The organism is Terrimonas alba (assembly GCF_042434975.1).
Taxonomy (GTDB): domain Bacteria; phylum Bacteroidota; class Bacteroidia; order Chitinophagales; family Chitinophagaceae; genus Terrimonas_B; species Terrimonas_B alba.
In genome coordinates, this window is the sequence record NZ_JBHMQM010000001.1 from 44025 (window position 1) to 67507 (window position 23483).

Sequence of the window (23483 nt, forward strand, 5' to 3'; positions counted from 1 at the left end):
CTATCTAGCCAACAAGATGAGCCAAACCTTTACTGACTGGTTCGCAAAGATCAATGATCTTTTTTTGTGAGAATAGTTTTTGAATATGATCACGGCTGACTTTATACTCATCATGTATAGGGCAGGGATGGGTTGCGGAACATTTGCTCAATCCCAACCCACACTCTTTAAACACATCCCTCCCATCTATGGCCTCAACAATCGCCATGACAGGCTTTCTTAATTGCTCCTTAGCAATATAAAAACCACCGGAAGGTCCTTTTACACTATTAATAACTCCCTCCCTCACCAGTGTTTGCAACAATTTGCCTACCGTATGTTCATTGCCGTCTATATATTCCGCAACTTCTTTGATACCGGCATTCATACCTGATCCATATTTCGAAGCCAGGTAGAGAACCGCTTTTACCGCCGTTTTACAGGTCAAACTCAGCATATTCTATTTATTTAAAAACATTTTTCCTTTTGCTGATATCAATGTGGCATTCCATCGCGGGTTAAATGTCAATGACACATCCATATCATCACCCGGGAACGCTGCGTGCAAAGCATTCTTCACTGCGTCAACGATGGATTCACCCATGGGACAAAATTGCGTCGTTAATGTCATCAGCGCATAAATTTTTCTCAACTCCTCATCAAAATCGATTTGATAGATCAGGCCAAGGTCCACTACACCCAAGCCTATCTCCGGGTCTTTCACCTGCCGCAGTGCAGCCAGTGCAATATTACACCTGCTGCTGTTATTCGTAATTACATTCATGATAGTGCCGGGCGGTGTTTAACTATTTTAAAAACATTCAGGTTGTACAAAAGGGCAGCCGCCAGCAAAAGTATAGCGGAAGATTTTAAGATAAACAGGTATGATAGCATGATACCGGCAGCAAACAATATAAACCCGGCGATATAAATTACAACCATCACAGCAAATATCTTTTGATCGAAGAGCTCTTTTGGATCCGGTGTTTTCCCCATTCCTGCTTTTTCATGATATATTTTATTCCAGACAATAAACGGTAGTGTCTTAAATGTCATTCCCAGGATGATCGCGGTTATCCAGCCAAAGAAAATAGTAAATCCATAGGTCAGTACCAGCCGCGTATTATCGGTCACAGTCATTGAAAAGACCATGATAATAAACAGGATCATCAATGGCAACATCGTCATTAACACTGATAACAGGGATATCTTCACCGGCTTGTCAACATGTTTCCTGATCCTTTGTTTGTAAGCCTGATAAATGTAATACCCGAACAGCAGTAAAGCCATCACCACAAGTGACAAGGCCACCAGGAAGAAAGATGATTTTGGAAAATAAATAAACAATCCTATAAAAGAAAGCAACCCACCATTGATCAGCGCATAGATGCACCAGAGCAACTTAGTATTCTCATACGTTGAAATAAGAAACATGGGAATAAGGCGGGAACCAACCCCCATGATCAATAACAAAAACCAGCCGATAATGCCCAGATGTGCGTGCAGGGGTAGATAATTCAGCGATTCATTGGATAATAATGGGTAAGAAAAATTGTAAACCAGGATCAATCCAAGAGCCGTTGTAACAAGCAGCCAGCAAACAGCGGTAAATACAAAAACAGCTTGCACATTTTCCTGCTTGCTTTTTGAAATACTGAGTGCAAGATTTATTAAATAGACAAGGATAGCTGCATTGATCAATATACCACCCCATCTTGCAGGCCAGCCGATATTGAAAACATAAAAAGCATAGACCAGCAATGGGATACCCAGGGCCGCCAGCACAAAAGAAAGATAAGCCAACCCGTTGCTGAATAGCTTTGTTTCAATCAGCACCGGCACCAGTTGGTGACTGGCGCCCAATATGATCATGGTGCCCCAGCCCAGCGCCATGGCATGAGTGATCGCCAATACATGCGGATGAAAATAATGCTGTGAAAAAGCCGGGCTTGAAAACACTAAAAGAACTGTGCTTCCCAAAAAAGCCAATGCCGCATAGATATAAAATGGCAACACTACCTTATGTGTTGTATGCTTTACAGGGTTGTGTTTTTCAAGCGGGACATTCATACTAATCTTTATAAATTAAAAGATTCACCTCTCCTTCCCTGATCTCTTTGATACGGTAACTGAATTTTCTTTCAACCAATTCAGGAAGCAGGTAAACGGGTATCCGTTTATGATAAACAAACAAGGCCATGCCGTCAGACAGTTTATCCAATGCGTCCAGAATAGTCATCATGGGCAATGGCATTTCCAGGCGGCGCACATCAAGCTCCTGCAATTTATCTTTATGTTTTTGCAACACTTCATCCCATCCTTGCTGTGCGTCCATCACAGGTTCTGCGATCTGTGTTTTTGTATTTTCTTTTTTATAGAAATAAGTTTCCACCAGGTCATCGCCAATAATATCTGCATAAGACTCAAAGCCCTGCTTTTGCAATAACTGAATAAGCGGCTCCGGATAAAAACTGTTGACAATTTTTAATGACTGTCCCGGTTTCAGCCATTTTATTTTTTGCATGATAAGAGCAAGCGGGTCTTTCCCCGATGTTATCAGCGGTCTCACATCCAGCTCAGTCAGCTGATCCTTCCGCATGGCAAGCATGAAGGCCGGCAAATCTCTTTTTTCCTTATCCTCTGCTAAAACGCTGCCATCAATTTCAAAACCCAAAGGCCTTAGCTTATTGAAAAAATCAGTCACTTTACACCCTCCAATCTTTGAAGCAGTAGCGATGCTGGTTCTTGCTGCCATTAGTTTTCGCAACAATGGGTTTCTGAGCTTTTCAAATTTTGGGCTGATGCTTATAATAGCATCCAGCGCATCGGCCCTCTCCTTTATTATACTGCCAATTTTTGTATGAGCATTGATCACCATTTCATTGCATTTTATTGTTCATTGATTGTATGTTCTCCGACTCCCCTCCCATCCTTCGACAAGCCCAGGAGAGAGGGGAATTAGAGCCCCTAGCCAGTAATTGCTTTATAGAATTTGCAAGATTTTAGTCGGACAATATTGATTGATTTTATAATCCGGATTTATCAGGCACCCAAAAAACATCCTGCCATTGCGCATCCACCTTGTTGCCGCGGTTGTCGACATGTGTTGCGATCATTTCAAGTTCTGCATCGCTCAGCGTTTGCTGAATCGAAGCAAACAATTCTCTTTCTTCAAAACGAATATGATCCCTCAGGGTTTCAGCAAACTGCAGCAACAACGTCTCACTTCTTCTGTCATTTCGGAGCTGATTAATCATATCATATATCACGGCATGCTCTTTTTCCGCCCGTTGGCGCAAGACATTATCAACAGGCAGCTTTGGAAAAAGTGTTTGTTCCTCTTCTGTAAAATGCGGCTGCAGGTCTTCTTCGAAAAAATAAAGAACATAGTTGCTGATCCGTTCCGGTGCAATCGCATTAGCCAGGCCCTGCTTTATTTTCCATACAAGTAAGAGCCCGAAATGATGATCACGGGAAAATGAAACAAGAGCCTGTAGCCGTTTAATGGGAGTATGATCCTTCATGATTTGAATTTTTTTCAATTGCCAACGCTTTTGGAAACAGGATATTATTTTCAAGATGAATATGGATATGTAAATCGTTTTCAAATTCATCGAGCATCCGGTACAAAAGACTGTAGCTGGCACAGGCATCCTCAGGCAATAAAAAATTATTGGAAAGAATTCTTATTTCCTGTAATGCCTTACCCGCCATCTCATGCTCTATCTCCATCATGCTGACAGGATTTTGAATGGTCCCAAACTGTACTGCATGTACGGGTGGTTGGCCAGTGTTGGCAGCTCTTACTAATTCTTTGATATAAGGAAATAAAATTTTTTCTTCCTTTATCAAATGTGCTGATAGTTCAACATTCACTTCTTCTACCAATTGGTGAATCGCAGGCAGTTCAGGATGACGGCCGCCATGCACACGGGCACATTTTGCCGCATACTGTACAAGATCCGGCAATGTTTTTTTCACATAGCTGTGATGTGTGTTCACAATATAGTCAGCCAGGAAGTCAAGACTCCAGTCATCATAAGGTAAAGGGCGGGTGACAGGATTTTGATCCGCCTGTTGCAATTCCTGTTCGATCTTTGTTACATCCAACCCTTTTTCTGCGCAGGCCTGCTTTACCGTTTTCTTACCCCCGCAACAGAAGTCAAGACCATATTTCTTAAAGATCTGCGCCTTGCGCAAATCTTTGGCTGCAATCTGTCCCAGTGTTTCATCGTTCTCACCACTAATGCGCTTGCTGATACGCACTTTCCACCACTCCGGCCCCTGCTCCAGGTAGCCCCAGTGAAAGACATTTCCTCTTTCTCCCAATAACTGGTAATAAAGCGGCTTGGGATCATGGTCGTTGTGAATAATTAAACTCTCCCCTTCTTCGAGTTCATCAAAACGGGTAAAAATGGTGGGATGTTTTTGTCTCGGCTCGAGCAAGGTCACATCCAAAATGTTTTCTTCTGCGGTAAGCATATTTTATGTTTTAAAAGTTAATCAGCGTCCTCAAAAGTAAAAAATAAAAGTATTTAAATGCTTTTATTCCATCGGTATTTAAGCCAACCTGACGAAAATCATGTTTTCTGCGTGAGTTGGGTGACAAAAGTTACTTCACCGCAATTGCGCCTATCAGATTTTTGTATCAACAACCAGCAAAAAATAAATTCTTATGGCTCAACATGAAATAGAAACGCAATGGATGGGAAAGATGCAATTCAATGCACTTGTCAATGGTCATACTATTGTAATGGATGCTCCGACACGGGCAGGCGGCGAAGAAAACGGTCCAATCCCAAAACCTTTTATACTTACTGCCTTGTCCGGCTGCACGGGAATGGATGTAGTGGCCCTGCTTCGTAAGGCTAATATCTCAGTAGATGATTTTAGTTTGAAAGTAACCGGCGAACTAAGCAAGCAGCAGCCACTTGAATACATAGCCATACATATCGTTTATGAAATAAGGGGCAGGAACGATGATAAAGATGCTGTACTTAAAGCCGTCAATGACTCGCAGGAAAAGATCTGCGGCGTAAGCCATATGCTGAAAAAAGCATTACCAATAACATGGGAAATAAATTTTAACGGCGAGATGGTTTTTGACAACAGAACAGTATGAATCAAACTGTTTTTTTAACTAACCATCCCTCTCCAAAGGAGGGCTTAGAACCCAGTAATGGTTTTATAGGATTGGCAAGACTTTAGTCAGACAATAGTGATTACTTATCAAGAAGCGAATACTGGTAATTCAAATAATCCAGTTCCACCTCCGCTAAATCAAGGGCTTTGGTAAAAGTCTCCCGGCCGGAAGAGGCCACAGCGGGCAGGCCACGATAATAGCTGATACCATTCCTCAGATTTTGATAAAAAATGGTGTAGCTCTTTTTATTTTTTTCAAACCTGCTTTGTTTATCGTCCTCCAACTTCTCTTTCAGGTAATCTATATATAAATACAGTTCTGCAATAAACATGTGTGGCCTGTCGCCATTAGCCAGGATATTTGTTCTTCCATAAATATGATCCGTCATGGTTTGCAATGAAACCACTTTGGAAAAATTGACAATATTAGGGCCAGGACAAATGGTTACGGCATCCAGTTTTTTAACAAAGGGCTGGTTATAATGAATCGCCGCTGCATTGCTCAGGCCAATGCACAAACATTCTTTATCCAACACTTCTTCCATTTGTTTTTTATAAACCTGCCCAGGAAGATTAAACGATTGCAACTGTTCGATCTTTAGTTTCTGGTATTTGCGGGATGCCGTGCAGATTGGCTCTTTGGTAAACTCTGTATTAAAAGCCAAATGCTTCTCCGTACAGGGGCTGCCCGGTTTGCCATTACTGATACGTGACAGCTTTTCGTTGTGTGAACTGGTTCCTTTGAGGTAATGAAACCTCACGCCTAACGGCGAATTATGGCTCAGCACCACATCTTTTTCTTTTGCGGCGCATAACAGCTTCAAAGTATTTTCATCCACCGTGGTTGCTTCGGGCACCAGTAAAAAAGGCGTGCCCCATCCCGTGCTTTCGACAGTATAATGGCGGTGCAAAAATTCATCCTCTTCATGAGTGCCAATGCCACCCTGGACAGAGATGGTCAGTTGCGGCGGATAAATAAATTTTTTATTCTTCTTTTTTAAAAGGGCTGCGTTATAGATCTCAAAAAGCGAATCAATCAGCTCTTGTTTGTTCATTTTAAACTCTTCCAGTATCGGCCCCAATAAAAATCCGTCTGTCGCAAAAGCATGACCACCGCAGTTCAACCCCGATTCAATCCTGAACTCGCTTACCCAAATCCCCCTTCTGGCCAGGTATTTTCCCTGTATCAATGCGGACCGGTAGTCACTCACCTTTACAATTATTTTCTTTGTAAACCCGCCATCTTCGTTTACATCAAACTCACTACAGTTGCCCAGGTAATTATACAACCGCGGGTTCATACCCGCTGAAAAAACGATTGACGAATTGACAAGGTTACTCTTTGCATATCCCCTCAGTGCTGCCACCGCATCCGAACTATCGGGCAACAATTGTCCAGTCTTATCATAATTATCCCGATCTGTTTTTGTCATGATGTTCACATCAATACTGCCAGGTTTTATTTGCTCACGTAACCAGGATTCCAATTTTTGTTTTTCGGGCCGGCTGGTTGTCTTCATCATTTGCCGGTACAATAGTTTTAACTGACTGTCATCGGGCAGCATTTCAAAATATTTTACGATCTCTGAACCAGTTTCAAAAGCAGCCTGTTTTAATTTCTCCACCTGTGCCTGCACAATCGTATTGACCAGGTTGAGATAATCCGTAATTCGCCTGGCCCTGTAATCTGTTTCATGGGTGCTGATGGGTTGATACTCCATATTGATTGCCGGGTAATAATGCCGCCTCATCATCTCCACCAACCTGTCTTCAACAATGGAGATAACCGATGAGATGCCAAACCGGGCCACCTTAACAGGGCTGTCAATGGTATAAGCCAAGCCCATCACGGGAATATGAAATCTATGAAGTGGGGTATTACACATAAGATTTTTGAAATGAATAACAACTTAATTTTCTCAAAAACAACAAACGATACAGGAGCATCCAATATCATTTGTGTCTTTTTTTTGACCGGTCAGTATATTGAATCCGCTATATCGTTCTGCATACTTATATACGGATTATAGTTCGCTCTTATTTGCAATTCTATTGCTTGCAATACTTCTCCTGCTTCCTCTGGGTCAAACTCCTCGTGCTGCTTTTTGCTAACGCCAAAACGTGTTAACTCAAAATGAATATCCGGTGTAATATTGTGATTGCTCAGGCAGGCTTTTGAACAAGCGAGGGGGCAACCATCTATCACAATTATCGTTCTTCCCGATTGAGCGGTCCTCACCAACTTTTTTACGTTACCACCCACACCGGCAATACACGACATTTCAGCAATATTTTTTCTATCAAGCTGTATGGCAATATGGTTGGCCATTTGTGCTGCACTGCTACATCCCGAACAGGAGTAAACAAGGGGTTTCTTTTCACCAGTCGTTTCTTTTGTCATAAAAAATTGAATCAGGAAACCAAAAGTAGATGATGTAAGTATCTAATTACTTTTCTTTAACCCCTATTTGCGTTGACCTGACGAAAATCATGTTTTCCCTTCGAATGACATGACAAAAGTTATGTCACCGCAATCGTAACGGTCAGACTTTTGCACCCAATAACAACCTAATAAACAAATTTCATGTGAGATGGAAAATAACTTTAACCAATAAGATAGCTTGTCAAACAAACCTTCATTGCAACTGAAGAAAAGAGCAACCAGTCTTTTAAGGTAATCATCAACTAAATTCTTTTTATTACAACCACTATGCTTCAAATAACAAAGATCTTTCGCTTTGAAATGGCTCATGCCATTCATGGTTATCCCGGTAAATGCAAAAATATCCACGGTCATTCTTACGAATTGTACGTCACCATAGCATCAGCTGATACGAGTGAGAACTTCCTGCCGGGTCCCGGCCTTATCATGGACTTTAAAGAATTAAAACAAATCGTGAACGAAAGCCTTATTCAGCAACTGGATCACCAATTGGTATTGTCCCGCGATTTCCTTAAAGCACACCCTGTTCCTTATCCGGACAATCTTTTACAATGGGAACATGAACCATCAGCAGAGAACATACTGGTGTATGCTCAACAAATTATAAGTAAAAAATTGCCGGCGACTGTCCGTCTTGTCAAATTAAAATTGTTTGAAACAAACGACTCCTATGCTGAGTGGCTCATTGATCACCAATAAGGTCCGATTTATCTTCACAGTTTAACCCGCTGATACATGATGTAGTCCTTCTTATCTTTTTCCACTGTATAAGCAACTACTGAATTTTGGTCATCCAACGAAGCCACTACAGGATAAGAAGCTGTTGGTGTATCGGTGGTAATAAAACTTTGCTGTTCACTTTTTCCCGTTGCTGATCTTTTTTGAACAGCTATTCTCCTGAAATATTTATTATTTACCTGCACCGGTTCATCCCATGCCACAACAAGCTCTCCATTTGGAAAAGAAGCAATTTGCGGATGCGATCCCGCTGCGCTGATGCGGTCAGCCTGATTAAAACTTTTTCCATTATCGTCAGACTGGGTATAAAAACATCCTTTGTTGCCGCCGCCTGTGAACCAGGTGAAATGCAAGCCTTCTTTATTCTCCGTCATTGCAGGGCCGGTATGCGGGCATCCCCTGATTACCCAGTTATCATTACTGATCAGCTTTGGCTCAGAAAAATTTTTACCACCATCCATTGAAACGCGGTGCAGCATATCCCTGACGCTATCTTTTATAATACCACGGTATAAGACATGGATGCCTGCTTTACTGTCGATGAACAGATCGGTACGGCAGCACTGGCAACAACCTTCGCCGATCATCCTTTCATGCTGAAATCCGTTCGCCCCTTCAGTCTTTGCGAAATAAAGCGCCGAACCTTCTTTGTCCGTTGCTTTCCGGTTATCTAACCAGATGATCGCTGCTTCACCGGAAGGAAGCAGGGCCACATCATAATAACGCTGATCATAACCGGCTGTATCATTCACCAATAGTTTGCACCGGCTCCATGTTTTACCTTCATCAAATGACTGACTGTAATAAACAAGCCCCGAATATTTATTTATTGGATTAGGATTTGCTGCGCCCCACAAGGCAATGATTTCACCTGAAGGTTTGAAAATGACCTTTGGCAGGTTTTCAGAATGTGGCTGAATATTATCGCTGGAAGGAATGGTAATAGTTTTTCCAAAGGTCTTACCTGCATCATCCGACACGGCATAGCAAAAAACAAATGCAGAATCATTCACCGATCTTGCCCAACTCATCACAATATTTCCTTTGTTGTCTTTTGTGAGATAAGGACAATTGCCGGGAAGCAAATCAATTTGTACGGCCGCCCCTGCATTGATCAACGTTTTTTTATTCTTGCTATAACAGGAGAAAAGAAGAAATAGTACTCCTGCCCCAAAAAGTGATTTATAAAAATTCATTTATTTCTTTTTAAAAAGTTCACCAAAATCATAACTAATACCCATATTAAAATGCCTTGGTTCAGCAGGAGTATAACTATAACCAAAATTGCTTTTGCTACTGGTGTAGGCATAATATTTATCAGCAGCATTCATCATGTTCACCCATAGTTCTATCGCCTTCCATTTGTAACCCACCCTCACATGAAATACATCATAACCGTCATACTTTACCGTATTCATGGGATCCATATAGTAGTTTCCGATTTTTTGCCACTCCACTCCCAACCTCAGTCCATTTACAAATGCAGGGCGCCACCATATCTCTGCATTATGCATCCAGTTGGGTGCGCCATTCATTTCATTACCGTTATAGGAAACTCCTTTTTCGACAAACTCCGTAAACCGGTGTTTGCTGAGTGCACTGCTGAAGCGAAGGCTGATGCTTTTTACCGGGCTTGCATTCAGTCCGAATTCAATTCCTTTATGCCGGGTTTTACCGGCATTCATGTTATGCGAACTTCCATCATCCATTCTTACAGAAATGATTTCGTTGGCACCTTCCAGTTGATACACACTGATATCCGCACTCAATTTTCCTTTTACCAATTCCGACCAGCCGCCTACTTCATAGTTATAAAAAACAGCGGGTTTTAATTCAGGTACTTTCACTCCCTTATACATTTCGGTAACCTGTGGCGGTACAAATCCTTCGCTGTAGTTGGCATAAACACCGGCAGTGGAAGAAAAATTATACGTAAAGCCGATCTTGGAACTGACTCTTTTAAAATTATTCTGTGTATCAGGCGACCCGCTATACGAAGAAGGCTGCAGGTAGTTATTAAATTCATAATGAAACAAATCATAGCGCAACGAGGCAACGACTCTTAATTTTTCAACCGGGCTAAATTCAAAATTGGCAAAGGCCGCATAATTATTAATATCACTTTTATAGTGTGTCAACATGCTGTCCATGCTTTGATAGCCGGTATATATTCTAGAAACACTGTCTTTGTTGACCCGGATGTATTCAGCCGAATAGCGGGAAGGACTAATGTCAACATTCAAACCACCGATAAGCACGGCTTTTTTCCAGTTTAAATTTTGCTTGTGCTGAATCATCAATGCATAACTATTAAAACTCACTTCATTGATCTCACCATGGGCCAGGTCCTTTTTCCCTGTCCATGTCCCGTTGGAAAGCCGGCGATAATCATCCTTGATGGCATAAGCAGGGTTTTGACCGATGCTGTTATCACGAAAGATGACGGATGCAGTCGTTTTACTGTTATCGCTCCAGTTATGCGACAAGGCAGATCGATAACGGAGACCTTTGACTTCGCGGTAAGTGAATGTATAGTTGCTGCCAAATGACTTGTCAACAAAACGACTGCTATCTATACCTCCTGTCATATCACTGTAATAATTCATCCAGGTGACACTATTTGTAAGCAACGTTTTTTCACCAAAACGATAATCGATTCTCGCTGTCAGGTTAGCTTTATGAAAATCGCTGTATTCAATAAAACTATTTCGCTTATCTGCATAATAACCACTTAGGGCAAAGCCCCATTTGCCTTTACTGAACGAGGTTTGCAGATCGGTTCTTTTATAACCGATATTATTTCCCTGCAACGAAAGTTTTGCAACAGGCACAGCCGTCGGGGCCACCGTGATGAAATTAACCACGCCACCAATGGCCTCGCTACCATACAGCGAGGAAGAAGGTCCTTTGATCACTTCAATGTTTTTTACTGCAGCCATATTCATTTCCAGCAATGCATTGTGATTGAACAAACCGGTAGTACGGATTGGGATACCATCTTCAAGATAGAGGAACAAACTTTTTGTCGTCATGGGCTGGCGAATACTCATACTGTGCTGTTCGTTACCAAGATTCACCATATACACACCGCTTACTTTATTCAATACCTGGTCTACGGTAACCGGTTTTGCATCCTGTATCATTTTTGACGAAATAGTAGTGATGGCAACAGGCGCTAAAGAACGTTTCACTCCTTCCCGGCTGGCTGTCACAACAACTGCCTGCATCGGCGAATTATCCTGTTGAAGATTTACAATTGTCATGAGTTGACCCGCCTGGATAGTGACCGGTTGATAGCCAATATAGGATACTTCAAATGATACACAACAATGTGCCAGCGGCTTCAATTCAAATTCGCCAAGCGCATTGGTAGCGCATCCGCAGGAGCAGCCAGCAGAGCAATGAACAGATGCACCAGCGACTGGTTCTTTAGTTGCGGCATCAATTATTTTCCCTTTGAAAACCTGTTGACTATTCCCAACAGTAGCGACTGTCACAAAAACCAACACAGCAGCAATTAGTTTATAGATAGATAACATACCAATTTAATTTGGATAGGGTAATGCAATCCGTTGATAGTGCCGACATAGCTCCGCAACGATATTGCTTTTCAAATAATCAAAAAGTCAAATTGTAAAAGAGGAATGGTTCAGGCAGAAGGGGGATGAAAGAAGCTTATGGACCTATCAATGGGTTTGCCCGGGTCAGTAGCGTTACCATAATTGGTAGAGGAAATGATTACAGGCGTTTCTACTGTTGCGAAAAACGACCTGGAAGAAAGTACAAGAGAAGTGATTTCGAGCTTCACTGATTCAGGAGTATTTTGTTCCTGCTTCTCTTTTTCTTTCATTTTTTTCATCAATACACAATTACCCTTACACTTTAACTGCGGCCGGTAACGGTTCTCGCAAAGGCTTTTGGCTATATAATCCCTGTTAAGATTGAAAGCCAGTACCACAAACCATGTACTAAAGGTTTGGGCCATTAAAAGCAAAATCAATGTGGCAGTTGCGATGAATTTCATTTCCGTTACAAAAGTATCAGTAATTGCCAGATAAAATAACCGGGCTGCTCAACTTATTTACTGATCTTAATCATACCTGCTGCTGACCCGTGTAATTACGCCATTTACTTAAAGCTATTTTCTTTGTAAATGAAAATGAACCTGGTAAATGTAAAAAACCGGCTATCGACATTCAACCTTGCGGCGGAAAAGACGGAAGCCGGGTACATGCTTTTGCAAAAAAAATTGCTGAGTATTTGCCTTTTTAATTTTTTCCTGCTAGCATTGGCGGGTCTTTTGCTCCGTGCCTATCCCCTCGTTTCGATCCCCTTTTTTACGTATAAAAATGTATTGCATGCCCACTCTCATTTTGCCTTTGGGGGCTGGATAATCCCGGTCCTGATATATCTTATACTGAAATTTTTTCCTGGTATATACACGGCATCCACTTATCTCCACTGGCGAAATATAATTGTATTGATGCTGGTATCGGCCTATGGCATGCTCCTGAGTTTTCCTTTCCAGGGATACGGCGCAGTCAGCATTGTGTTCTCCACCCTTTCACTTGGAGCGGGATTTTATGCAGGCCTTTTAATAAGGTCTGCCGTGAGACCTCAGTTTTTTCAAACATCTTCGGCGTTTTTGCTGGCAGGTTTTTTTTATTTTTTTATTTCAGCTATTGGTCCTTTTGCCACCGGGCCGCTTATTGCGTTGGGCAAGACAGGCACGCCTATTTATTATAATGCTATTTACTTCTACCTGCATTTTCAATACAATGGTTTCTTCACATTCATCGTTTTGGCCGTGCTTTATAAAATGATTGAACGAAAAAAATCATTTAATCATGGAAAATTAGTTTTCAGGCTGATGAATATTGCCTGTATTCCTGCTTATACTTTATCCGTTTTATGGACACAGCCGTCCATCCTCCTGAATATAACCGGCGGAGCAGCCGCGTTCGTGCAATTAGTGGCTCTCTTTTTTTTGCTGAAAGATATGAAGGGATTAAAATGGGAAACCGCCATGCAGCATTGGCTATTTCGGATTTCCATTTTTGCTTTATTGGTAAAAAGCCTGTTGCAATTGCTTAGCGCTTTACCTTCTGTGGCAGAACTGGCTTATCAAAACCGGAATTTTGTAATCGCTTATTTACACCTGGTACTGATTGGTTTTATCAGTGTGTTTGTGTTTTCTGTTATCGCCAGGCCAACATCATTCAACCGCTTGTCATATAACGGCATCCTGGCTTTTCTTTTTGCATTTATCAGCACCGAATTATTACTTGTATTGCAGGCAGCAGGTTATCTTGAATTTCTTCCAACACAATTCTATCTCCGTCTCCTTTTCTTGTTAAGTACTTTTTTTTCTGCGGGGTTGTTGCTAATATTTATTGCCCGGGTTAAGCAAACCCGTCACCCAAGCCTGCACAGATTGAAGGGGTAATTAACGTGAGTTTTGGGTCTCTTGTACCATCCCGTTAGGGATGATTGGCGGGTAGAATTGGGTGAAGGCAAGCACGATGCGTTCCGATAGGAACGCTTGGTGCAAACATTTTTTAATATCTACCCACCATTAGTTCCTAACGGAACAATCAGAACATTCATTCTCATTAAAAAAACATCCAAACTCACGTTAATTAACAAACAAATGCAGGAGGACTTTGAGATATTATAAATAAATCATTGCTGCCCGACTAACATATTTAACCCTTTGCCTGTTAAGACCTCCCCTCTCCATCCTTCGACAAACTCAGGAGAGACGAGGCTTAGAACCTTAACCAAAAAGAGTTTTCAAGGATTCGGGAAAATTAATCTGACAACAGTGATTATAAATCTTTTCTTTTAAAAACCCTTAAAGCCAATAACAAAGGGACTGCAATCCATAATAGCATGATGCCAACAGTAAAAAGAATACCGGTACCGCTGCCAAAAAAATCTTTATATAAGGCACCGGTGTAACCCATCAATGCACTCACATCCATTTTCAGCATGATGAAGATGCGGCCGAGATCAATGGGGTTGAGAGCAGAAAGCAGTAGCGTAAATTTTTCCATCGGGTAGTCGCTGAAGCTGAATAGTATGAGTAATACCAGGCCATCGTATATCAGGGCAAAATAAAACCATAGTAATAATGCAGAACCGATTCCTCTTGCTTTATCCCTGGCCTTCACTGAAGCTAAAAAAGCGATGGAAGTAAAAACCAGCGTCAATGCCCCACCTGTAAATAACAGAGCCATCCCTGTTGCATCAAACGCAAATAATACCACGGGAAGTCCTACGCCTATAAAAAAACCGCTGAGGAGCGATAAAGCTACACCGCCATACTCGCTGAGTAAAATACGGGTGCGGCTTAATGGTTGTGATAGCATCAGCTCAATAAACTCATAGGAGTTGTAATAATGAATGGTGGTAAAGATCATACTGATCAGCGGCACCACGATCAATACAATATTTAGCAGGCTGAGTATAGCCTTGCTGTGATTTTCTTCCAGTTGAAAAAGGCTGAAAGAAACAACAAAAAGGAACAAGGTGTAGGCAATTACTACCTTGCTGCGAAGTATATCATATAAAACGTATCGTGTAAGTTTCAACATAAAATTCTTTTTAGGCCTCACCCAACCAACTCAATGCCGTGGTTCGTCTCACGAACCATTCCTTTCATCATTTTTCCGGTTCGTGGAACACGAACCGGGGCTGAAGAGTTTAACAGAGCTCGTAGTTTTTATTCAAAAAAAAATATACTTTATTCAATTTTTTCTGCTTCTTTCAATGCCAGCACTTCACTGATCCATAAGGCTTCTTTTTTCCCGCCCCGCATGACACGGGCAATGGCTTTACCCAGTTTATCTTCACCGGTTTCGGTTCGCAGGGTGCCAATATCTTTCAGGAAGATCATTTTACCTTCCTGCAAATACATTACATCAGTAGTCAGTTCATCAAGGTCGCTCAGGATGTGCGATGTGATAAGAATGAGTTTATTTTTTTTCTTCTCCTGCATGATCTTTTCTTTCAATATCTCAGATGAAAGCGGATCAAGGCCGGCTGTGGGTTCATCCAGGATCAGGATATCGGGGTTGAAATAAAAAGCCAGTGCAGCACTCACTTTTTGACGTGTACCACCACTCAGAGTCCGCATGGGTTTTTCAAAAATGGATACAAGGTTAAACTTGACCAGCAGGTCTGTATCGAGTTCTGCCTCCGCAACCTTTCTTATATTTTTCATCATCCTGAAGAGATGGCCCACCTTCATATTATCAGGATAGCGGCCAATCTGCGGCATATATCCAATCTGGCTTCGGTAAGATGGATCACCGTTTATAGGCTGCCCGTTTACATAAATGCTGCCTTCATCTGCTTTTACCATGCCCAGTATGGATTTGATCAGTGTTGTCTTACCTGATCCGTTGGGGCCGATCAATGATACTACCTGCCCTTTATTAAACAATGCATTGATATCATCCAATGCCTGCAATTTTTTAAATCGTTTCTTTAGGTTTTCGATCCGTATCATAATTTATTGGGCTTTATCGTCGGTTTATTATCAACCAGGTTTTCAGGGGTAAGGCTGGGAATGGCTTTCTCCGCTCTGTCTAACAGCGACACCATAAAGCTTCGCATCAGCATCAGCGTAGTAGGATTTTGCTCCACTACCATCGCATACATGCTCACCGGGTGATAAGGCACATCGCCGATACCATCTTTGTTCATATCATAGCCATCATATTTGTCCCAATAGTTATTGTAAAACTTGTTCAGCGTCATGGTGCCATTGGTGGCCACATCAAAAGAGTTGCCGTAAAAATTATTTTGATAAAATGTATTATCATCACAACTGGCCTGCACTTTCAGTGCCCATCCATTTGATTTAAAAATATTCCTGCCAATTTCAATACGGCTGCTGCCTTCCATATGAATAGCCACGGTATTCTGAATAAATTTATTATGCAGGATATGGCTGTTAGAAATATCTTTTAATAAAATGCCATAGGCGCTGGGTCCCCAGTTTTTATCAAACAGGTTATTTTCCATCCGTACATTCTTGCTGTACATCACGGCTACGCCGGCGCCATTATTTTCAAAGGTATTGCCCAGGTAAGTATCGTTGTGTGAAAACATAAAATGCAATCCATACCTCACATTTTCTTCGCTCCGGTTTTTTTGAATAGTTGATTCGGTAACAAATTCCAGGTAAATGCCATCGCGGTGGCCGCTGATGGTATTGCCATCAATCAGCATAGCCGAACATTTCCAAAGATGTATGCCATTGCCGGATAAATGTTCCGACTTATCGGTTCCCCTTATTGTATTGTTCCTGACAATTGAGCTAGTGGAATTGGCGATATGTACCCCGAAAGATGCATTGGTGATGGTATTATTTTCTACTAAAATATTAGTGGCATCAATGATCTTTAAAGCGGCATAGTCATTCATGGATGAATAGCCCGCATTGGCAAAATGGATCCCCCTTATTATAATTTTTTTGCCGGTTAGTGTAAGAATCTCATGTTTATTATCGCCATCCAGCACAGGGGCATCAACTCCAATTAAATGAATAGCTTTATCAATGATGATATTACCTTCCTTGTAAGTTCCTTTATGCAATAAAACAGTATCGCCGTCTTTTGCTGTTTTTATGCCCTGCCGCAGAGTGCTGATCGGCTTATTCTTTCCCACTACAATTGTATTGGCCGAAACATTGCATGTTACAATCAGCAATAATATGGACAGTAAGTTTTTCACTTGATCAAAATATTATAAAGCGTCGCCCAGTTGGTTACCTTACTTCCCTCTATTCCGGCGGCTTTCTTTTCGGCTTCTGCTTTGTTTTTAAAGGCAGCCGCATTCCCTCCCATCGGGCTTTTCAACTGGCTGCTCACAACAAATTCGGCATCTTTTACTCTTATAAACTCATCACCATTGTTGTAATCTACAAACAATGTTTGATGAATATCTCCCATTTCCACTCCACGTCTTTTCATAAACGTGGCTACGCAATGTGCATCGTCAAATTTGTAAATCTTACCCTTCTTTGTCACTATTTCAGCGGCAAATTTTGGATCCATGATCGTCATTTTACATTCGGCACAATTATCTTTTCCAAAAGCTATTTTTTCAGGTTTATGATTACACGCTGTTAAAAGAAGGAGAACAATAGCTGCAATGGAAACAGGAGTTATTTTCTTTTGTAGTGCCATCGTTTTAGTTTTTTTGTTTTTGCGCCATTCAATAAACCAAATAATAAAAAACACAGCAGTCACCGCAACCGCTATCCATCCGCCTGTATCGGGGTATGAATAAGAATCAAAGTTCAATAGTTTTTTGTGACCAATAAGCGGTGGCTGATAAGATAACCCCGGAACCTGTATAGCTGCTGTAGGGTCCAGGTCGTGCCCGTAGTCATAACCCCACATATAAAAATCAATCATTGCTGCTATGCCGCCAACGACACAAAGAACGAGATAAGCAAAAAGCAATTTGCGGCTGCCGGTAAAGGCCACTGTTAACCCAAACACAACATAGAAACCTAAAATATAGACAAGGTAGCTGAACTCAGGGAACATTTCCGCTTTAATATGCTTCATCCCGATATAGTGATTCAGTCCATTGATAATTTCCACCTGGCCGGTAATTTTATTTAACCATATCTGCATGGATAACCCTTCGGGATATTGCGGGGCGATAAGATAAATAGACCATACCGGCATAAAGAACATGATACACATGGCCAATGCCCCTATTACAATAATGACCCTCGAAGTAATGCTCATCTTTTTCATGTGTTAATTCTTTTATTTGCTTTTTGACCACATGGAATTGATGAGTATATCTATTATTTTATTTTGGTCTCATCGAACTCCGTTTCGACATAAAAACCTGATTAGTGAACAAAAATTTCCGGAAGGGTTGAGTTTCCGGAAACATTGTCAGCGTGAAACTCTTTTGTCTTTCTTATTTGGAAGGTGGCAACAGAACCGCGTCGATAACATGTATGATGCCATTTGCTGCAGGTATGGAGGTAATAACCGTTGCTGTATTATTGATCATTACTTTACCATCTTTTACGGCTATTGCTATATTGCCGCCATTTACCTGGTTTAAAGTTTGTCCATCCGTCATCATTTCGGTTTTCAAGCTGCCCACGTACACATGATATTGCAAAATATCCTGCAGCTTTTCTTTATTCTCATCTTTCATCAGGTTGTCCACCGTTTCTTTGCCAACTTTGTCAAAAGCAGCATTGGTGGGTGCAAAAACAGTGAACGGGCCCGCATTGGAAAGTGCGTTTACCAAATCTGCCTGTTTAATAGCTGCAACCAGTGTAGTGTGATCCTTTGATGCTGCAGCTATTTTTACTACATCTTTTGCTGACTCATCATCCTTTACTGATGCCTGTCCACCTCCATCAACAACTGTCTCAGGTGCTCCGGCTGTTTCTTCTGATTTTGTTCCTGCTTCATTACAGGAAAAACTGATGATGGTTGAAACTGCGAATACAATGTTTAATATTTTTTTCATATCGCTGGCTTTGGTTTGTTTAAAGAGGGCAGACCATTAAGAGCATCTGCCCCTTTTGCCTATTTTATCGTTTGCTTGTAGCCTTTAGTGTATCCTTAACTGGAGTGCCTTCTGTAGTTACCGCAGGCTTGTTGGTACCCGTGCTGAAATGCAGGGCTACATTGGATCCAACAGGTGATACCCGCAGGTAACCTGACATTTCCTGGTGCAATGCAGAGCAAAAGTCGGTACAATAGAAGGGGAATATACCCGTTCTGTCAGCCACCCACTTCAGCGTTTGTGTTTCACCGGGCATGATCAGTATCTCTGCGTTGTTTGCCCCTTTGATTGCAAAGCCGTGTGGCACATCCCAATCCTGCTCCAGGTTGGTTACGTGGAAGTACACTTCATCGCCCATTTTCACACCTTCAATATTATCGGGTGTCAGGTGAGAACGGATAGCTGTCATCCAAACATGCACCTGGTTCCCTTTACGTTCTACTTTGGCCTGGCCTTCCCCTTTTGAAGCATAAGGATGAGTATTCTCTTCTATTTTAAAGATCTTTCTTTGTTTGTCTTTTATCATGGCCGCCGGTAATGCTTCGGCATAGTGAGGTTCACCAGTTGTTGGAAAATCAAGCAGCAGTTTCATTTTTTCGCCACTGATATCATACAGCTGTGCACTTTGTGTCAACTCCGGACCGGTAGGCAGGTAACGATCTTTGGTGATCTTGTTATAAGCGATCATATATTTCCCATGCGGTTTAGCCGTCGGACCTCCGGGCACTGATAAGTGACCAATGGAATAATAAGTTGGCACACGGTCCAACACTTTCAAATCACTTATACTCCATTTTACTATTTCGGAAGAAACGAACATAGAAGTATAAGCATTTCCTTTCCCGTCAAATTCAGTATGCAAAGGACCCAGTCCCGGTTTCACTACTTCACCATGCAAAGCAGCTTCGTATTTAACAACAGGGATACCATCGTATTCACCATCAAAAGCTTTGTCAGCGATAGCTTTCTGCAGTTTGGTGTAAGAAAACACAGGGATACTTGCTGCCAGTTTGCCAGATGCTACAATATATTCACCTGTCGGGTCCACATCGGTTCCATGTGGTGATTTGGGACAGGGTATCAGGTATAACATGTCGGGGCAATCAGCAGGATCCAATACCAGCACTTCATTTTTAATAGTTGAGGTTGCAGTATGTGTAGCCTCATCATACACATTGTGAGCATACTTAACAACCTGTTTTTTTGCTTTGCCGGCTTTCAAATATTCTTCAGCTTTTTTCCAGTTCACCGCCATTACAAAGTCTTTGTCTTTGGCAGAAGCATTGACTTCCAAAAGCGTATTGGCCTTTTCAGAATTGTAACAGCTAAAAAAGAACCAGCCATGCGATTTGCCTTTGCCCGCACGGGAAAGGTCAAAGTTTACTCCCGGCGTACGGATCTGGAAAGCGATATTCATCTCGCCGGAGGTTGGATTGACAGATACAAAGCTGATAGATCCTTTAAAGTTTTGCTTGTACGTATTGATAGGCACATCACCATTTTGATCATCAAGCGGCACGCTGAAACGGGTAGCCGCTACAATGTATTCGGAGTTTTCGGTGATAAATGGTGAGGCATGGTTACCGGCACTGTTGGGTATCTCCAGTATCTCGGCGGTGCGAAAAGTAGTAAGATCCACTCTCGCCAGGCGGGGGGTGTTGTTACCATTGGCAAAAGCCCAGCGGCCATCATGCTCTCCTTTAGTTTGTGAAAGAGCAATATGGTGCAAATCATCCCAGGGAACAAAACCGTGAGATGTATTCAGCATTGGTTTTGTTTCCTCACTAAAACCATACCCGCTTTCAGGGGATTGTGAAAACACCGGCAAAATGCGGAACAAACGGCCCGAAGGAATACCATAAATTCCTATCTGTCCGTTAAACCCGCCGGAAACAATGTTATAAAATTCATCGTACTTGCCGGGTGCCACAAATGATTTGGCGGCATCACCGACAGCGGCGGACTGAGCAGTTTTGGGTTTACAACTCTGCACTGATAAAAGACAAGCAGAGCCCAGTATCAAAACCGCGGAGGTTTTGAAATAATGAAATTTCATATGTTTATTTATTTAAATGAAAAGAATGGTTGTCATTTTATTTAACCCCATCATTGGATCGCATAAACTCGAGTATTTTCCGTGAGTCATCTTTTGTTATATTTTGATTGGGCATACGCACCAAACATTGCTCTAATAGTTTTTGTGCCTCGGGATCTGTTTCCAGCATCATATCCACATTGGTAATCATATTCATGATCCAATGCGGTTCTCTTTTTGTAGTGACGCCCTTCCAGCCCGGCCCTACCAATCTTTCATCCGTTAACTTATGACAGGCCTGGCATTTCAATTCATAAATGCCTTTACCACTTGCTACCCAATCCTGATTTAAGGGGGTGGTCAATTCAACATCGCCAGGCTTAATTTCCGTGCCATGTACTTCGGTTTGCTCTTTGGATGTCTCTGTTTTTGTTTCGTCGGTAGATTTTTCTTCTGAAGATTTTTGCTCATTGTTGCAGGCTGCAAAAAACAAACCGCCTGAAATGAAAAGTGCAATCGAAAGTAGTGATTTGGGTTTCATTTTTCTGAATTGAGGTTATTAAATAAAAGACATTGATATCCTTTATGGAACAAAAGTATTTTGCCCGGATAAAATTTTGATTGATAACCATCAACAGCACAACTGATATTCCTCAGTTACCGGCGTTTTTTTCATGGATATTTTTGTAGTGCATCAATTGTCCTGCCAAAAGCATGCTTTTTTCTAAATCTTTCGGATATGCCTTACGTGGTATTTTATACGTTGCCACACTTGCTGATAACAAGAAAAGGGTTCAGGTTGATGAAGTGGCTATGCAGTTAGTAGTTCCCAAACACTTTCTTGGCAAGATCATGAAAAAAATTGTAAAAAAGAAAATTTTGAATTCTACTAAAGGACCTTATGGCGGCTTATCAATAAATGAAAGAACACTTTCCACTTCCCTTATCGAACTCTTTATGATTACAGATGAGAACACCCAATTAAATAAATGTTTGCTCGGCTTAAAAGAATGCAATCCCCGCCGGCCTTGTCCGCTCCATCACAAAATGGCAAACCATAAGATAGAACTGGTAAAGCTCCTTTCAAATACGACGGTGGGCGATTTACTGGAACAAAACCGTCCCGGTTTCGTAAGGAGCCTGTCTGCACTATAGTGACCTGTTATAACTCAGGTACCCGGGTGATTAATATCATGTTCGCAACTACCTTATATAACTATTATTGTTTTTTGAAGAAATATGTTTTTAAAACCCTTTGATATCGACGATGAAAGCGTTGTCACTGATCTTGTTCTGCAGGATTACAGGACTTCGTATGTTTTCAGAAAGTACGGGATCGATTATTGCTGCGGCGGCAAAATGCCCCTGCAAATGGCTTGTAATATCCACGGATTGGACATTGATTTAATAAAATATGAGCTAACAGAGATTGTCCGTAACATCCAGGTGTCGACCTTTACTGATTTCAGGGCATGGAATACGGATTTCCTGGTTGACTACCTTATTAATGTGCATCACGCCTATTTATTAAAAAATTTTCCGGATTTAATTGAAACATTGGATCGTTTTGTGACCGGGCATAAATTAAAATATCCGTTCCTGGGCCAGTTGCTTGAAACTGTTTATAAATTACGTGACGACCTGTTGCCCCACCTTGAGCACGAAGAAAAGATCATTTTCCCCTATATAAAACAAATTGCGCATGCTTATGAAAACAATGAATCCTATGCATCCCTGCTGGTAAAAACCTTACGCAAACCCGTAGAAGCCATGATGACCCAGGAACATGAATACATTTCCAAATATCTTCATAGTTTAAGAGAATTGACTAATAATTACACCCCGCCTGCTAATGCCTGTGTATCCCATAAAGTATCTTTTTTAAAACTGAAAGAATTAGATGATGACCTGGCACAACATTTATTTCTTGAAAACGAGATTCTCTTCGCCAAAACAATACAAATGGAAAAAGAATTATTGGCTTCCTAAATTAAAACATCATTAAAATCTTAATATGAAAGGTATTGTCGTTTATAAAGGAAAGTATGGCGCCACGGCGCAATATGCGAACTGGCTGAGTGAAGAGTTAAACTTCCCGGTATGCACAGCCGGTGATTTGTCCAGTAAAGACTTACAGCCCTATGATCTCGTCATTATTGGCACGAGTGTGTACATCGGAAAATTACAAATCAGCCAGTGGTTGAAAGATAACCTGGCTATGCTCAAATCAAAAAAACTATTCTTATTCCTGGTAGCAGGCACCCCGCCTCACGAAAAGGAAAAACTGGAAGCCTATATCCGCTCCGGCGTTCCTGCTGAATTGATGGCTAACTGCATTATCTTTTTCCTGCCCGGCAGGCTTACTATAAAAAAACTTTCCTGGAAAGATAGGTTCATGCTGAAAATGGGCGCCAGGTTAACAAAAGACCCTGCTGTAAAAAAGGGCATGCTGACCGATTATGATCGTGTAAAAAGAGAAAACATCATAGTGCCGGTTAAGGAAATAAAAAAATACTGCGTCACCTTTGCCTCACCTGCAGAATCTATCTAAGGCGATAAATCATATCTGCAGTCAATAACCGCATCCTT

General features: G+C 41.5%; 24 protein-coding genes. 6 read left to right on the forward strand and 18 right to left on the reverse strand.

The genetic code is table 11. The features are described from left to right. Window positions 1–4 precede the first annotated feature (4 nt). From ACFEL9_RS00195 to ric, 6 genes are all read right to left on the reverse strand, one after another. Window positions 5–436: an RrF2 family transcriptional regulator gene (locus ACFEL9_RS00195; RefSeq protein ID WP_385885044.1), complete on the reverse strand. Its 432-nt coding sequence runs from the start codon at window positions 434–436 to the stop codon at window positions 5–7. A gap of 3 nt (window positions 437–439) precedes the next feature. Further along, entirely contained in the window at window positions 440–763 is a 324-nt protein-coding gene (locus ACFEL9_RS00200) for a metal-sulfur cluster assembly factor (RefSeq protein WP_385885046.1), read from the reverse strand. Continuing rightward, complete coding sequence (locus ACFEL9_RS00205; protein ID WP_385885048.1) at window positions 760–2049, reverse strand: cytochrome C oxidase subunit I; 1290 nt, start codon at window positions 2047–2049, stop codon at window positions 760–762. Before ACFEL9_RS00205 ends, ACFEL9_RS00200 begins: the two co-directional genes overlap by 4 nt. Before the next feature lies 1 nt (window position 2050). After that, the gene (locus ACFEL9_RS00210; RefSeq protein ID WP_385885050.1) at window positions 2051–2857 is read right to left on the reverse strand and encodes a DUF2249 domain-containing protein; all 807 of its coding nucleotides are present in this window, start codon (window positions 2855–2857) and stop codon (window positions 2051–2053) included. Between the two features lie 148 nt (window positions 2858–3005). Next, complete coding sequence (locus tag ACFEL9_RS00215; protein ID WP_385885052.1) at window positions 3006–3503, reverse strand: hemerythrin domain-containing protein; 498 nt, start codon at window positions 3501–3503, stop codon at window positions 3006–3008. Next, on the reverse strand, window positions 3481–4461 hold the full coding sequence (ric, locus tag ACFEL9_RS00220; protein WP_385885054.1) for an iron-sulfur cluster repair di-iron protein: 981 nt from the start codon (window positions 4459–4461) through the stop codon (window positions 3481–3483). Before ric ends, ACFEL9_RS00215 begins: the two co-directional genes overlap by 23 nt. A 193-nt stretch (window positions 4462–4654) precedes the next feature. On the opposite strand from ric, the gene ACFEL9_RS00225 reads away from it, so the two are divergent. Continuing rightward, window positions 4655–5101, forward strand: a complete 447-nt coding sequence (locus ACFEL9_RS00225; RefSeq protein WP_385885056.1) for an OsmC family protein — start codon at window positions 4655–4657, stop codon at window positions 5099–5101. 100 nt (window positions 5102–5201) lie between these two features. Here the strand turns inward: ACFEL9_RS00225 and ACFEL9_RS00230 are convergent, their stop codons facing one another. Beyond that, on the reverse strand, window positions 5202–6968 hold the full coding sequence (locus ACFEL9_RS00230; RefSeq protein WP_385885058.1) for a hypothetical protein: 1767 nt from the start codon (window positions 6966–6968) through the stop codon (window positions 5202–5204). A gap of 131 nt (window positions 6969–7099) precedes the next feature. Further along, entirely contained in the window at window positions 7100–7522 is a 423-nt protein-coding gene (locus ACFEL9_RS00235) for a putative zinc-binding protein (RefSeq protein WP_385885060.1), read from the reverse strand. A gap of 309 nt (window positions 7523–7831) precedes the next feature. Between ACFEL9_RS00235 and ACFEL9_RS00240 the strand changes: the two genes are divergently transcribed. Continuing rightward, window positions 7832–8263, forward strand: coding sequence for a 6-pyruvoyl trahydropterin synthase family protein (locus ACFEL9_RS00240; RefSeq protein WP_385885062.1), 432 nt, complete (start codon window positions 7832–7834; stop codon window positions 8261–8263). Between the two features lie 14 nt (window positions 8264–8277). On the opposite strand, the gene ACFEL9_RS00245 is transcribed toward ACFEL9_RS00240, so the two are convergent. The 3 genes from ACFEL9_RS00245 to ACFEL9_RS00255 form a co-directional block, all read right to left on the reverse strand. Then, the gene (locus ACFEL9_RS00245) at window positions 8278–9498 is read right to left on the reverse strand and encodes a sialidase family protein (RefSeq protein WP_385885064.1); all 1221 of its coding nucleotides are present in this window, start codon (window positions 9496–9498) and stop codon (window positions 8278–8280) included. Beyond that, on the reverse strand, window positions 9499–11841 hold the full coding sequence (locus tag ACFEL9_RS00250; RefSeq protein WP_385885066.1) for a TonB-dependent receptor: 2343 nt from the start codon (window positions 11839–11841) through the stop codon (window positions 9499–9501). 110 nt (window positions 11842–11951) lie between these two features. Next, on the reverse strand, window positions 11952–12326 hold the full coding sequence (locus ACFEL9_RS00255; RefSeq protein ID WP_385885068.1) for a hypothetical protein: 375 nt from the start codon (window positions 12324–12326) through the stop codon (window positions 11952–11954). A 129-nt stretch (window positions 12327–12455) separates the two neighbouring features. On the opposite strand from ACFEL9_RS00255, the gene ACFEL9_RS00260 reads away from it, so the two are divergent. Beyond that, entirely contained in the window at window positions 12456–13748 is a 1293-nt protein-coding gene (locus tag ACFEL9_RS00260) for a hypothetical protein (protein WP_385885070.1), read from the forward strand. A gap of 382 nt (window positions 13749–14130) precedes the next feature. Here the strand turns inward: ACFEL9_RS00260 and ACFEL9_RS00265 are convergent, their stop codons facing one another. From ACFEL9_RS00265 to ACFEL9_RS00295, 7 genes are all read right to left on the reverse strand, one after another. Beyond that, window positions 14131–14898, reverse strand: coding sequence for an ABC transporter permease subunit (locus tag ACFEL9_RS00265; protein WP_385885072.1), 768 nt, complete (start codon window positions 14896–14898; stop codon window positions 14131–14133). A 149-nt stretch (window positions 14899–15047) separates the two neighbouring features. Next, a complete protein-coding gene (locus ACFEL9_RS00270; protein WP_385885074.1) occupies window positions 15048–15815 on the reverse strand; it encodes an ABC transporter ATP-binding protein in 768 nt (255 codons plus the stop codon). After that, window positions 15812–17044, reverse strand: coding sequence for a nitrous oxide reductase family maturation protein NosD (locus ACFEL9_RS00275; RefSeq protein ID WP_385885076.1), 1233 nt, complete (start codon window positions 17042–17044; stop codon window positions 15812–15814). The genes ACFEL9_RS00270 and ACFEL9_RS00275 overlap by 4 nt, the downstream gene beginning before the upstream one ends. Continuing rightward, window positions 17041–18081: a nitrous oxide reductase accessory protein NosL gene (locus tag ACFEL9_RS00280; protein WP_385885077.1), complete on the reverse strand. Its 1041-nt coding sequence runs from the start codon at window positions 18079–18081 to the stop codon at window positions 17041–17043. The genes ACFEL9_RS00275 and ACFEL9_RS00280 overlap by 4 nt, the downstream gene beginning before the upstream one ends. A 172-nt stretch (window positions 18082–18253) precedes the next feature. Continuing rightward, on the reverse strand, window positions 18254–18820 hold the full coding sequence (locus ACFEL9_RS00285) for a fasciclin domain-containing protein (protein WP_385885079.1): 567 nt from the start codon (window positions 18818–18820) through the stop codon (window positions 18254–18256). 64 nt (window positions 18821–18884) lie between these two features. Then, window positions 18885–20915 carry a Sec-dependent nitrous-oxide reductase gene (gene nosZ, locus ACFEL9_RS00290; protein ID WP_385885081.1) on the reverse strand — a complete coding sequence of 677 codons (2031 nt, stop codon included), beginning with the start codon at window positions 20913–20915 and terminating at the stop codon, window positions 18885–18887. Between the two features lie 37 nt (window positions 20916–20952). After that, window positions 20953–21435 (reverse strand): c-type cytochrome, encoded by a 483-nt coding sequence (locus ACFEL9_RS00295; protein ID WP_385885083.1) that lies wholly within the window; start codon window positions 21433–21435, stop codon window positions 20953–20955. Between the two features lie 173 nt (window positions 21436–21608). On the opposite strand from ACFEL9_RS00295, the gene ACFEL9_RS00300 reads away from it, so the two are divergent. From ACFEL9_RS00300 to ACFEL9_RS00310, 3 genes are all read left to right on the forward strand, one after another. Beyond that, window positions 21609–22049, forward strand: a complete 441-nt coding sequence (locus tag ACFEL9_RS00300) for an RrF2 family transcriptional regulator (protein ID WP_385885085.1) — start codon at window positions 21609–21611, stop codon at window positions 22047–22049. Between the two features lie 84 nt (window positions 22050–22133). After that, a complete protein-coding gene (locus ACFEL9_RS00305) occupies window positions 22134–22883 on the forward strand; it encodes a DUF542 domain-containing protein (protein ID WP_385885087.1) in 750 nt (249 codons plus the stop codon). 25 nt (window positions 22884–22908) lie between these two features. Continuing rightward, a complete protein-coding gene (locus tag ACFEL9_RS00310; RefSeq protein WP_385885088.1) occupies window positions 22909–23445 on the forward strand; it encodes a flavodoxin domain-containing protein in 537 nt (178 codons plus the stop codon). Window positions 23446–23483 lie beyond the last annotated feature (38 nt).